Origin of the sequence: Streptomyces sp. SID3343, from assembly GCF_009865215.1 — a bacterium.
GTDB lineage: Bacteria > Actinomycetota > Actinomycetes > Streptomycetales > Streptomycetaceae > Embleya.
The window spans coordinates 1-12,820 of record NZ_WWJX01000178.1 but is presented as its reverse complement, the minus strand read 5'-3'; the positions used below and the strand labels follow the sequence as shown (position 1 = coordinate 12,820).

Sequence of the window (12,820 nt, the reverse complement as noted above, 5' to 3'; positions counted from 1 at the left end):
CGATGATGTCGACGGTGTTGCCGCACAGGTTGACCGGCACGTGCACCGGGACCTGCACGTTGTTTCCGGAAAGCACGCCGGGCGACTCGACGGCCGCACCGTCCGCGCCGGCCGACGCGAACGCCTGGCCACCCATGGCAACCGAACCGCCGAGGATGGCGGCGGTGGCGACCGCGCCCTTGGTGAGCTTGTTCACTGGAGGTGATTCCCATCGATCGATAGACAAGGGAACCGAGGTTCCGTGACGTCCAACGCGCGAGCGGGGCTCCCGTGACGGGTGACGCGCCGACCTCCCCCATAAGTGGCAACTTATGCCTGGCGCGGCGATGACACGCCGTCAAAAGGCGCCGGAAACGGGGAGATCGTCACCATCGAGCGGATTGTCGGACCGGCCCGGGCGCTCAGGCGCCGGCGATGGCCTTGTGGTGGTGGATCACTTCGGCGACGAGGAAGTTCAGGAACTTCTCCGCGAAGTCGGGATCGAGCTTGGCGCTCTCGGCGAGCGCGCGCAGCCGCCGGATCTGGATCGCCTCGCGGGCGGGGTCCGCCGGCGGCAGTCGGTGCTCGGCCTTGAGCACACCGACCCGCTTGGTGCACTTGAACCGCTCGGCGAGCAGATGGATCAGGGCGGCGTCGATGTTGTCGATGCTGTCCCGCAGTTCGAACAGTTCGGCGGGCTTGTCGGGCGCCTCGCCCGATCGATCGTCAGTGGTTCCGTTGGCCATAACGGGTGACCCTACCCGGCCGCAGGACAGGGCGCCCCGAGCCCCGGCCGGGACTCGAATCACGTGTCATGACGATCCGTCAGAGGAGATATCACTACCTGTCATCTCTCGTTCTGCCAGGTGTCACATCGCCACCTGCGGGGGACTCTCTGAGTACGGTCTGCGCCGTCGGCTCTCCCTGCCACGTCGTGCCGACCGTTCGGCAGTGCGTCTGGGATGCGGGCCGTGGATGCAACAGGGGGCGAGCGACATGATGGAGGAAGTGCGTCTGACGCCGAGCGAGCGCCGGATGCTGGAGTCGATCGAGGACGAGCTGCGCAAGGACCAGGAACTGGACCTCGCGTTGCGCACGATGCGACTCTCCCGCAACCGCCGTCGCCCACCCGCGCGTGATCGGGTGGTGCCCGGCGCGGGCGCGAAGTCGGCGTCGCGGCGCGGGCGTCGCCGGGCCCGGCCCACGCTCGCCGGCACGTGGCACGTGTTGTTGCTGATCGTCCTGTTCACCGCCGTCTTCGCGGCCCTGGCCACCACGTCGGGGGTCTACCTGGTGGTCATCGCCTTCGCGCTGATCATCATGGGCTGCACGACGGCGCTGGTCTGGTTGTGCGTCTCGTTCCTGCTGCGCCGCTCGGGCGACGACAAGACCTGATCGAACCGGGCGCGCCGGGGCCGTCACGGCGCCCGGTGACCACCGCTCGTGCGCCGCAGGCCGCGCCCGCGCGCCGCCACGAGCAGGGTGCCCATGGGCGCGAGGACGCCCATCAGGAGCGCGGCGTCGAGCGCGCCCATGCCGCCTTGGCCGATCGAGAAGAACACCAGCGACAGGCAGCCGAACACACACATCAACACGCACGCCGTCATCCGGTCGGCGCGGCGCCCGCGGGTGACCAGCCACAGGAACCCGAGCAGGCCGACGGACAACGTGATCAATGCGGCGATGGCGGTCGTGGTCATCGCGCCTCCTCGTTCTGCCTGGCTGCGGCCGTGGGGACCGACCCGGTCCCGCCCGCCTGGTGTCCGAAGTGATCTACCCGGGGAGATGCCGAAGATGCCCTGGGCCCTCCGCGGGAAATCCTATCCGCCAACTACCCCCGGGGGGTATAAGATTCGGCCATGACACCTCTCACCTCGGCCTGCGGCGGCGCCGCGCGGCTCCTGCTCACGCGCCGAATCGGCGCCTCGACCGTCCGCGTGCTCCTCGCCGTCGACCGCTGCCGTCGAACCTGCGCGGGACGATCCGGGCACCCCGCGTGACACCGACGTCACGCTCATGCCGGCGCCCGATCCCGGGGCTCGGTTCCCATCCGGGGCGCAGCCCCGATCCGGGGTCGACCCACCCCGACCGGAAGTTCAGCCCAGGTCCGGAGTCCGGCTTCGACCGGGAGTTCGGCCCCGGTCGGGAGTTCGGCCTCGATCGGGAGTTCAGCCTCGATCGGGTGTAAAGAACGGCAACACCCGCTCCTCCCCCGCCGGCCGCAGGTCGACCCGCACCCGCATCCCCGAGTGGATCTCGCCCGGTTCGACCTCGACCAGGTTGGTGAGCATCCGATAGCCCTCGTCCAGATCCACGATCGCCACCGCGTACGGGCTGCCGAGTTCGCGGGCGGCGGGCCGGTGCACGACGGTCCAGCTGTACACGCTGCCGCGACCGGAACTCGCGGCCCATTGCAGCGAACGCGACGAACAGCCGCGACACACGTCCGTGGCGACGAAGTTCGCGGTCTCGCACGCGACACATCGCTGGTAGCGCAACTCCCCCTCTTCCGGGGGAACACGCACCGACGCGGCGGGAGTGACGGGTACACCGATCTGCGGTCCCAACACGGGTGTCACGGCCTTTCCGATCCGAGCCTTCGCTTCACAGCCTCACAGGAATGCACGTGCATGCTCGCGCACCGGACGCACAGTTGCCGAATCGCCAGAGGCGATCCGTACGCCGACCGTACGCGCGCCGTACGCGTCTCGTCAGCACCCGATACCCCCCGCACTCGGAACGCCCCGGCCGCCACGGCCGATCGCGCCCGCGACTCGCCCGTGTGACACCCGTACGACGTACCCGCCTCACGCGCGCGCGAATAGGGGCCGAAGAGGACGCCGACAGGACTTCTCGGCCAAGTCGGGGACAGGGCTTGCGTACGTGTCGCAGGATAGGTAGCGCAAGTGATCCGCCACGGCGCGTAATCGAACCGCGCGGGCTCGGGGTGGGGACGCACGGCAGGGAGGCTGCGCGATGACGGCACGACGCATGGCACCGCGCCCGCAGGGCGACGGGCAACGGACCGCGCAGGGGCGGGAGTCGACGCCGCTGTTCGATCGTGACCGCGTGCAGGGCGACCTCCTGGAGCGAATCACCTCCGTTCACGATCTGCGCCGCACCGAAGTGGCGGTGGTGACCGGCGATGCCGGACTGGGCAAGTCGGCGCTGCTCGACTGGGCCGTCACCACGGCCGAGGCAATGGGCTTCACCACGTTGCAGGCCACCGGCTACGAACTGGATCAACTCCGCGTCTACGGCCTCGTCAAGCGGCTGTTCCAAGACCTCTACGATCTCGACGACGACGGGCGCATGCTGCGCCTGGGCAAGTGGTACGGGCTGCTCGCGCCGATCATGGGGATGTCCGACAAGGAGCGCAAGGAGGCGCCCGACCCGAACCACGTCATGGACGCGCTCGACGCGGTCATGGACGGCTACCTGGCGGCCCGACGCCCGATGCTCCTGGTCGTCGACGACGCGCAGTGGTCGGATCCGCCGTCGTTGCGTTGGCTCGCCAACCTCGCCACCCAACACCGCCCCGTACCCGTGCTGATCCTGGTGGCCTATCGCCCCAAGGAGTGCGACGAGAGCCTGGATCCGGCACTGCGCGCGCTCGACCGGGTCGCCTCGCGCTCGCCGTCGAATCTCGTCGCGCTCTCCCCGGAGTCCACCGACCACGTGGTCCGCCGACACCTGAGCGATCGACACGTGGATCCGGAATTCACCCGGCACTGTCACGAAGCCTCCAGCGGTCGACCGCAGCTTTTGCGCGAACTCCTGCGCTACGTGGTCGAGAAGGACATCCCGCCGACGGCGGAGGCTCTGATCGAGCACGGCGACCGGATGAAGGAGCACGCGCTCACCGCCTACGCCGACACCACGTTCCAGCCCCGGTTCGCGAAATTGGGCACGCATGCCCGCAAGCTCTCGCGGGCCGTCGCGATCCTGAACTCGCACGCGTCGATCGACCTGGCCGCGCAGTTGGTCGACATCGGCCTCGACGAGGCGATGGTCGCCAGGACCGAACTGATCGAAGCCGACGTCCTCAAGGGCACCGTCCACCAGGCCGACTTCACCCACCCCCTGGTGCGCGGCGCGGTCTACCACCACTGCATCCGGCCGCACGAGCGCAGCGACCTGCACGACAAGGCGGCCAGGCTGCTGGAGAAGAACTTCTCCGCGCAGACCGCCGCGAGCCACCTGCTGAACGTCCCGGGGCGGGGCGACGAGTGGGCCGTCAAGGTGTTGTGCAAGGCCGCCCGCGAGTGCCTCACGTCCGGTGTCGCCGACGCGGGCATCCCGTATCTCGATCGCGCCCGGGAGGAACCGCCGCCGACCGAACTCCAGGCGCAGGTCTACTACGACCTCGGCCGCGCGCACTTCGTCAACAACCCGATCGCCAGTGTCGCCCCGTTGCGCATCGCGCTCTACGACTGCGAAGCGGAACCCGACATGCGCACGAACATCATTCTCGAACTCGCCCGATCGCACAGCTTCAGCGGGCACATCGACCGGGCGGTCGAACTGCTCGACAAGGAGGTCGAGCGGACGCCGCCCGGCCCACTCAAGCTCCAGCTCTACGCGAACCTGTTCAGGTGGGCCGCCTTCTGGGAGAACGACCACACGTTCTCCAAGCGGTCGCACAACATCCAGCGGCTGACGGCCCGGTTGCGCCCGAAGAACTCCCGGGACCGGACCGCCTTCTCGCTGTTCGCGCTGATGGCCTGGTACAGCGTGCTGTGCGGCCGACGCCTGGAGACCACCACCCAGTTCGCCCGCGACGCGCTCGGCGCCGAGGTCAACGGGCGCCGTCCCGGCCTGAGTTGGGTCGAGGAGGGTTGGGGCTTCGAGATCCCGATGGTGCTCACGCTGACCTTCGTCTACTGCGACCTGTTCGACGAGGCCGACGACCTGTTGACCCGAGGTGTCGCCGAACTCAAGGAGAACGGCCGCAAGAGCGCCCACCTGTCGTACGGACACGCGTTCAAGGCCATGCTCGAACACCGCAGGGGAAACCTGGCGCTGGCCCGCGAACAGGCCCGGACCGGGATGGAGATGGCCATGGAACTCGGCGAGGGCACGCCGTCGAAGTGGTACGCCTCGGGAGTGCTGATCCAGACCCTGATCGCCCAGGGCGAGTTCGACGAGGCCGAGCGGGTCGCCAAGGACATCGGTTTCGATCGACTGGACGACTTTCCGAACGCTCGGATCTTCCCGGTGCCCGGCATCGTCTTCGCCGAACTGCGGATCGCGCAGGGCCGACACGACGAGGTGATCCCGCTGCTGCGCACGCTCGGCCGCAAGGTGCAGCACCTGGGCATGGACAACCCCGCGTGGTGTCCGTGGGGCGTGCTGCTGGCCCAGGCGTTGAACGCGCCGGGACCGCACCAGGACCGCGAGGAGGCGAAGGACGTCGCGCGGGCCGCGGTCTCGCGCGCCGACTCGTTCTACGCTCCGGTCGCCTCGGGGCACGCCAAGCGCGTGGCCGGCGAGATCGACGACAGTCCGCAGGCCCAGCAGTGGCTGTGGGACGCGGCGGTCGCCCTGGAGGGTGTCGGCGCGAAGTTCGAGTACGCCAAGGCGTTGTTCGCGTACGGCGACCGGTTGCGCAAGGACGGGCACAAGCAGGACGCGATCGGCGAGTTCATCCGGGCCAGGGACGTCGCGAAGGAATGCGGCGCGGACCCGCTGCGGGACCGGGCCGCCGACATGGTCGAGGCGCTGCGCGAGGTGACCGCGATGCCCGCGCTCGACGACTGCGACCCGTTGGACGAGATCTACGGCAGCTCGGCGCCGCTGTACACCGACGAGTGCAGCCCCTACGGCATTCCCTGCCCGCGCGACGAACCACAGCACGAACAGGAGACCGAGACCTTCGAGACGTGGCCGTTCGGTGGGGATCCCAGCCCCAGGCCCGATCAGCTCAACTGAACCGTTTCGGCTGCCGGACGCGGCCGACGGCCGATCGTGCCCCCGGGTACGGTAGCGACGTGATCGACACTGCCTCCCCCACTCCCGTAGGTGCCGTAGCCGCCGGTCTCGCGACAATCGCGGCCGACGGCACCGTCCTGGACACCTGGTACCCCGCCCCCGAGCTGAGCGCGGCCGACGCGCACGGCAAGACCGAGACCGTGCGTCTGGACGCCGCCGCCGCGACCGCGGCGCTGGGCGACGACGTGTCCGCCGGCCTGGGCCCGGACCCCGTGCGCGGGGTCGAGGTCGTCGCCGTGCGCACGGTGATCGCGTCGCTGGACGCGGCCCCGACGGACGCGCACGACGTCTACCTGCGGCTGCACCTGCTGAGCCACCGCCTCGTCCGCCCGCACGGGGTGAACCTGGACGGCCAGTTCGGCCTGCTCGCCAACGTCGCGTGGACCAACCTCGGCGCGGTCGCGGTGGACGGCGTCTCGACCGCCCGCCTGCGCGCCCGCGCGGCCCGCGTGCCGTTCGAGGTAGTCGGCGTGGACAAGTTCCCGCGGATGACCGAGTACGTCGTACCGAGCGGCGTGCGCATCGCGGACACCTCGCGCGTGCGCCTGGGCGCGCACCTCGCGTCCGGGACGACCGTGATGCACGAGGGCTTTTGCAACTTCAACGCCGGCACCCTCGGCGCGTCGATGGTCGAGGGCCGGATCAGCGCGGGCGTCGTGGTCGGCGACCACAGCGACGTCGGCGGCGGCGCGTCGATCATGGGCACTCTGTCCGGCGGTGGCAAGGAGATCGTCTCGGTCGGCGAACGCTGCCTGCTGGGCGCCAACTCGGGCATCGGCATCTCGCTCGGCGACGACTGCGTCGTCGAGGCGGGCTGCTACGTCACCGCCGGCACTCGGGTGACCACCCCGGACGGCAAGGTGGTCAAGGCCGCCGAGCTCTCCGGCCGCGACGGCCTGCTCTTTCGCCGCAACTCGGTCACGGGCACGATCGAGGCGATCGCCCGGACCAAGTCGTGGGGCGCCCTGAACGAGGATCTCCACAAGAACGACTGAGGCCGCCGAGCGCGCGGGGGACGTCCACCGGGCGCCACGCGGGGTCGATCTCGGAGTCGAGGACGCTGTCACCGGATCTTTGGTGCTCGACTCCGAGATCTCTTGCGCACGTGCTACTCCTCCACGAGGTCCGCCGCCTTCGCGCCGGTGGCCACCGCGCGGATGACCTTGCCGGTCGGGGTGCGTGGCAGGGGGGTGGTGCGTAGTTCCCAGTGCGCCGGGACCTTGAAGTGGGCCAGGCGCTCCGCGACGTATGCCCCGAGCTCCGCCGCGGTGATCGCGCTGCCCGGGGCCGGCACGACGATGGCCTTGACCTCCTCGCCCCATTCGTGGTGCGGCACGCCCACCACGACCGACTCGGCGACGTCGGGGTGGGCGTCGAGGCAGTGTTCGATCTCGGCGGGATACACGTTCTCGCCGCCGCGCAGGATCAGGTCGCTGCGGCGGGTGGCGAGGTGGAACCGGCCGCCTCGGGTGTAGCCGAGGTCGCCGGTGCGCAGCCGGCGGTCCGGGGTGAGCGCCTTGGCGGTGGCCTCGTCGTTGCGCCAGTAGCCGCGCATCACCAGCGGGCTGCGGATCCACAGCTCGCCCTCGACACCCTCCGGTTGCTCGGTGCCGTCCTCGTGGTGGACGGTCACCTCCACCGTGGGCACGGCCGTGCCGATCGCGCCGGGCTCGCCCTCCAGTTGCGCGGCGCCCGCGGTGGTGGCCACTCCCCCGGACTCGGTCAGGCCGTACCCGACTCCCACCGCGCCCTTGGCGTTGGGGAACACCTCCTGCAACCGGCGTACCAGTTCGGGCGCGAACGCCGCGCTGCCGCCGCCCAGGCGGGTGATCGAACTCAGGTCCCGGGTGGGGGTGTCCGCGTGGTTGACCACGCGCCACGCGAGCGTGGGCACCAGCGCCCACGTCGTGCAGCGTTCGCGCTCGATCAGGTCCAGGACTCGGGTCACCTCGAATCGGCCGGTGTAGAGCACCATCGTCTGGCCGCCGGCGAGCGCGGCGATCGCACCCGCGAGCAGGCCCGACACGTGGAAGAACGGGCTGTTGACGAGCCACCGGCCGGCGGGGGCCTTGGCGAGGGTCTCGGCGGGGACGTGCGCACTCGCTCGGGCGGCGAGCAGGGCTTGGAGGTTCTGCATCGCCACGACGTTGCGGTGGCTCAGCACCGCGCCTTTGGGACGGCCGGTGGTGCCGGAGGTGTACAGGATCAGCGCGGGGTCGTCCTCGTCGGCCGCGCCCGGGGGAAGGTCGGCGTCGGGCGCGTACGCCTCCAGGGCGGCGAAATCGGCCTCGATCTCGACCACGGTCACCCCCAGTGTCTCGGCGGCCCGTACGGCCCCGCCCAGGCGCTCCAGGCGGCGTCGGTCGGCGACAAGCAACTTGGGCTCGCAGTCGGCGATGCCGTAGCGGATCTCGTCGGCGGCCCACCAGCCGTTCATGCCGACCGCGATCGCGCCGAGCGCGGCGGTGGCCTGGAAGGCGGTCAGCCACTCGGGCCGGTTGGCGGCCAGGATCGCGACCCGGTCGCCGGGGCCGATCCCGTACCTCTCGCGCAGCGCGAGGGCGGTGGAGGCGACGGCACGCGCGTGTTCGGCGAAGGTGACCCGACGGTCCTCGTACACGAGGTAGTCGCGGTCGGCGAAGCGGTGCGCTCCCTCGACGAAGTGGGTGAGCGACCGCGGACGGTCGGCCAGGACGCGCATCGGCACGCCGAGCACGTCCTCCTCGACGAGTGCGAAGGGCCCGCCCGGGGCGGTCAGGGCGACGAGCGCGTCTGCGGGGGCGGAAGAGCGGGTGGTGGCCATGGCACGGACCCTAGAACTCCTTGACCGAGTCATTCAAGTATCGGGGCGTGTGATCTGACACGTGTTCAGATTCCGTGCATCGGGGGGTCGTTGCCCGACTTGGATACCCCGCGCGGGTAGCCTGGGGACTTCGACAAGGCACTGATCCACCGGCGGGGCGGCCGATCCGGCCGCCCCGTCGTGGGATGTGACACAGGCTCAGTTGCGCGCCGCGAGCATCGGCAGGAGCGCGTTGTCGACGAGCGCGGTGATCTCGTCGTGGGACATCGGCACCCCCGTCATCGTGAAGCCCTGACACAGCACCGACGGCACGGCTATCACGCAGTGCGGGTCGGTCGCGCCGGTGCGGGCCTCGCCGCGCTCGATCGCGCCGTCGATGATCCGCACGAGCAGGTCGTGCCACGGCTGGATCACCCGCTCCTTCCACATCTCCCCGAAATCGACGTGCCGGTAGATCTCGGCGGACAGGAGCCGCATGCCCACGCCCATCGCGCCGAGCATGCCGCGGGCGACGGTGTCGAGGAAGAGGATCAGGTCGGCGCGCAACTCGCCTGCCAGCGGAAGCGTTTCCGCGCCCGGGAGCGTCACCGCGAAGGCGTCGGCGGTCATGCTGGCCTTGTCCGGCCACCGGCGGTAGAGCGCCGACTTGCCGGTGCCCGCGCGTGCCGCGACGCCCTCGAAGGTCAGCGCGCCGTAGCCGCGGTCGCTCAACTCGGCGATCACCGCCGCGGCGATCGCCTGCTCCAGGGCCTCGCCCCGCTTGCGTGGGCGGTGCCGGTGATCGGCTTCGGGAAAAGCCGCCTCGATTTGACCCGGGTCAACTTCTGTGCTCACTTCAGCCTCCGCCGCCATGTTACAGAAAACGTTTGCGTTCTCTAAGGCAAAAGCTCTAGGTTCGCGTAGAGAACGCTCACGTCCACTAGTAATGCGAGGCAATCCATGACGACGGCACCTTCCGAGGTCGCCGGCTCGACCGGATCCCCTGCCGCCGACGCGCCCCACGTGCGTCGCGGTCTGGCCCTGGCCCTGCTCGCAGGGGCCCAGTTGATGATCGTGCTCGACGCGACCATCGTGAACATCGCGCTGCCCGACATGGGCAATGCGCTGCACATCAGCGAAACCTCGATCTCCTGGGTGCTCAACGCCTACATGCTGACCTTCGGCGGCCTGCTGCTGCTCGGTGGTCGGTTCGGGGACCTCTTCGGCCGACGCCGCCTGCTGGCGCTCGGCCTGATCGTGTTCACCGTCGCGAGCCTGCTGGGCGGGTTCGCGACCAACGAGGGTCTGTTGCTGGCCGCGCGCGCCCTCCAGGGTGTCGGTGGCGCGATGGTGGCCCCCGCGGTCCTGTCGCTGGTGACCACGACCTTCGAGGAAGGCCCCGAGCGCAACAAGGCGTTCGGTGTCTACGCGGCCGTGTCCGGCATGGGTTCGGCGGTCGGCCTGCTCGCGGGCGGCCTGTTGACCGAATACCTGTCCTGGCGCTGGGTGATGTTCGTCAACGTGCCGATCGGCATAGCACTCGTGGCGGCCCTGCCACTGGCGATCCCCGACGACGCGAAGACGGGCGAAAAGGCGGTCTGGCGCGGCCGGTTGGACATCCCCGGTGCGTTGACCTCCACCCTGGGCGTCACCGCCCTGGTCTACGGCGTGATCCGCGCTGCGGAAAAGGGCTGGGGCGACGGCCTGACGATCGGCTCGCTGATCGCGTCGGCGGTGCTGATCGCCGGTTTCGTGGCGATCGAACTCAGGGTCGACCAGCCGCTGATGCCGATGCGGTTGTTCCGCAACCGCAACCGCTCCGCGAGCTACGTGGTGATGGCGCTGGCTGCCGGCGGCATGATGGGCGCGTTCTTGTTCATCACGCTCTACATGCAGATCGTCGCGGGCTACTCGCCGGTCAAGGCCGGTCTGGCCTATCTCCCGCTGTGCGCGGGCGTGATGATATCGGCGCAGTTCACCAGCGTGATGCTGCCCAAGATCGGGCCGCGCATCCTGTTGACGGTGGGTCCGGTGCTGGCCGCGGTCGGCCTGTTCTACCTCTCGCTCCTGGAGGCCGACTCGGGCTACGTCTCGGGTCTGCTGCCGGCCATGCTGGTGTTCGGCCTGGGCATGGGTCTGATCTTCGTCGCGATCATGTCCACCGCGGTGGCCGGTATCGCCCCCGAGGACGCGGGCATCGGTTCGGCGATGCTCAACGTCACCCAGCAGATCGGTGGCGCGGTCGCGATCGCGGTCCTGACCACGATCTACTCGAACGCGTTCGACACCGAGTTGAAGCACCAGGTCACCAAGTTCGGCGAGAAGGCCAACGTCAACGTCGCCCTCACCGAGGGCTACACGACGGCCTTCCTGGTCGCCTCGATCCTGCTCGCCGTCGGTGCGATCGTCGCCGTCGCGATCCTGCGGGTGAGCAAGTCCGACCTTCCCGCGGAGAGCACGGGCGCGCTGCACTAGCGAGCACGCCACGCCGGCGGGCGAGTTGCCCGACGGCGCGACACCAGTGGCTCACGGCCGGTGCGGGGGCCGTCGCCGCGATATACATCCGGGGCCGACGGTCGGCGACGGGCACCTGATCCACAAGCGCCCGAATCCGACCGATCGATCCGGAAATTCCCCCGGCCTGCGACCACGCTTCGTGATCGTCGGCTGGGGGATTCCCCTGTGTTTCGGTCCAAGCAGGACGGGGCGTGGGCGGCAGAGCGACCAGGCGGGTACCCTGCGACAGGCAGCGGGTGCTCCACCCCGGGGCACTTCTATCGCGACGACGGCCGACCGGCGCCGTGGACTCCTCCCGCCTGTTCCTGTCGTAACGGCCGATCGGCGGGGATGATGGGCGGTGGGGCGACTTCGGGGGGATTGTGACGGAACACGGATGGCCGGGTGAGCCACCGGCCAAGGGGGATCCGGACAGGATCGGCCCCTATGTCGTGCTCGGCCGACTCGGTGCGGGCGGCATGGGCCGCATCTACCTCGGGCGTTCGCCGTTCGGGCGACTCGTCGCGATCAAGACGATCCGCTCCGAACTGGGCGGCGATCCCGGTTTCCGCGCGCGCTTCGCACAGGAAGTGGCCGCGGCCCGACGGGTCAGCGGCGTGTTCACCGCCGCCGTGGTCAACGCCGATCCCGATGCCGCCGTCCCGTGGCTCGCGACCGCGTACGTTCCCGCGCCCTCGCTCGAATCGCTCGTCCGCGCGTGCGGGCCGCTGCCGCCGCGCGCGGTGCGGTGGATGGCCGCCGGTATCGCCGAGGCACTCGAATCCGTACACGCCGCCGGGCTGGTCCACCGTGACCTGAAGCCGTCCAACGTGCTCGTCGCGAGCGACGGCCCCAAGGTGATCGACTTCGGTATCTCCCGCGCCGCCGACTTCGGCTCGCTCACCATGACGGGTGTAGCCGTCGGCACTCCCGCCTACATGTCGCCCGAACAGGCGCAGGGCGTGCGCGACATCACGCCCGCGAGCGACATGTTCTCGCTCGGCGCGACCCTGGTCTACGCCGCGACCGGTCACTCGCCCTACCCCGACCGCAAGCCCGCCGAGGCGCTGCTTCGGCTGGTCACCGGCTCGCCGGACCTGGCCGGTCTGCCCGCCGAGTTGGGCGGTCTGGTCAGCCTGTGCATGCAGCGCGCGGCCGAACACCGGCCGAGCCCCACCCAGTTGCTCAACCAACTGGCGCCGTTGCTCGACGACAGCGACGCGGACAGCCAACTGCCCGACAACGCCTCGGCGATGGTGCAGCGGTTCGAGAGCCAGTACCGGCCCACGATGGGGCCGCGGACGCCTCCCGTGCGCGAGATCGTCGAGCCGGCGGCGCCCGCCGAGCCGGACGCGAGCGACTTGGACGGCGGGGTACTGCCCGACGACATGGGGATGCTCCCGAACCAGGTCCGCGGCGACCGCCGCCCCCAACCGCAGCCGGTCCGCCGCGATCCGCGCCGGCCCGCGCCACCGCCGCCCGCGCACCCGCCGACCAACACACCCGTGCGCAAGCCGCCTCCACAGCGCCCGCCCGCCCCGCCGACGAACACGCCGGTGACCCGGCAGCCCG

General features: G+C 70.2%; 12 protein-coding genes. 6 read left to right on the top strand and 6 right to left on the bottom strand.

From position 1 onward, the window contains the following. On the bottom strand, positions 1-136 hold a 136-nt coding region (locus GT354_RS06455; RefSeq protein WP_161355237.1), incomplete at its 3' end, for a chaplin. 265 nt (positions 137-401) lie between these two features. Next, positions 402-725, bottom strand: a complete 324-nt coding sequence (locus tag GT354_RS06450; RefSeq protein WP_161355231.1) for a chorismate mutase — start codon at positions 723-725, stop codon at positions 402-404. Positions 726-975: 250 nt separating this feature from the next. On the opposite strand from GT354_RS06450, the gene GT354_RS06445 reads away from it, so the two are divergent. After that, positions 976-1,374 (top strand): hypothetical protein, encoded by a 399-nt coding sequence (locus tag GT354_RS06445; RefSeq protein ID WP_161355228.1) that lies wholly within the window; start codon positions 976-978, stop codon positions 1,372-1,374. A gap of 23 nt (positions 1,375-1,397) precedes the next feature. Here GT354_RS06445 and GT354_RS06440 read toward each other — a convergent pair whose 3' ends face one another. Beyond that, complete coding sequence (locus tag GT354_RS06440; protein WP_161355226.1) at positions 1,398-1,679, bottom strand: hypothetical protein; 282 nt, start codon at positions 1,677-1,679, stop codon at positions 1,398-1,400. 159 nt (positions 1,680-1,838) lie between these two features. On the opposite strand from GT354_RS06440, the gene GT354_RS06435 reads away from it, so the two are divergent. Continuing rightward, entirely contained in the window at positions 1,839-1,979 is a 141-nt protein-coding gene (locus GT354_RS06435; RefSeq protein ID WP_161355224.1) for a hypothetical protein, read from the top strand. A gap of 168 nt (positions 1,980-2,147) precedes the next feature. On the opposite strand, the gene GT354_RS06430 is transcribed toward GT354_RS06435, so the two are convergent. Next, positions 2,148-2,558, bottom strand: a complete 411-nt coding sequence (locus tag GT354_RS06430) for an OB-fold domain-containing protein (RefSeq protein ID WP_346011888.1) — start codon at positions 2,556-2,558, stop codon at positions 2,148-2,150. Positions 2,559-2,955: 397 nt separating this feature from the next. Here GT354_RS06430 and GT354_RS06425 point away from each other — a divergent pair, with 397 nt between their 5' ends. Next, complete coding sequence (locus GT354_RS06425; protein ID WP_161355222.1) at positions 2,956-5,910, top strand: ATP-binding protein; 2,955 nt, start codon at positions 2,956-2,958, stop codon at positions 5,908-5,910. 59 nt (positions 5,911-5,969) lie between these two features. Next, the gene (gene dapD / locus GT354_RS06420; RefSeq protein ID WP_161355220.1) at positions 5,970-6,965 is read left to right on the top strand and encodes a 2,3,4,5-tetrahydropyridine-2,6-dicarboxylate N-succinyltransferase; all 996 of its coding nucleotides are present in this window, start codon (positions 5,970-5,972) and stop codon (positions 6,963-6,965) included. Between the two features lie 113 nt (positions 6,966-7,078). Here dapD and GT354_RS06415 read toward each other — a convergent pair whose 3' ends face one another. Together GT354_RS06415 and GT354_RS06410 are read right to left on the bottom strand one after the other, a co-directional pair. After that, positions 7,079-8,773, bottom strand: a complete 1,695-nt coding sequence (locus GT354_RS06415; RefSeq protein WP_161355218.1) for a class I adenylate-forming enzyme family protein — start codon at positions 8,771-8,773, stop codon at positions 7,079-7,081. Positions 8,774-8,971: 198 nt separating this feature from the next. Beyond that, positions 8,972-9,607, bottom strand: coding sequence for a TetR/AcrR family transcriptional regulator (locus GT354_RS06410; RefSeq protein WP_202511567.1), 636 nt, complete (start codon positions 9,605-9,607; stop codon positions 8,972-8,974). 105 nt (positions 9,608-9,712) lie between these two features. Here GT354_RS06410 and GT354_RS06405 point away from each other — a divergent pair, with 105 nt between their 5' ends. Both GT354_RS06405 and GT354_RS06400 read left to right on the top strand, forming a co-directional pair. Beyond that, positions 9,713-11,227 (top strand): MFS transporter, encoded by a 1,515-nt coding sequence (locus GT354_RS06405; RefSeq protein WP_161355214.1) that lies wholly within the window; start codon positions 9,713-9,715, stop codon positions 11,225-11,227. A 404-nt stretch (positions 11,228-11,631) separates the two neighbouring features. After that, the coding region (locus tag GT354_RS06400) for a serine/threonine-protein kinase (RefSeq protein ID WP_346011887.1) at positions 11,632-12,820 on the top strand (1,189 nt) is incomplete at its 3' end.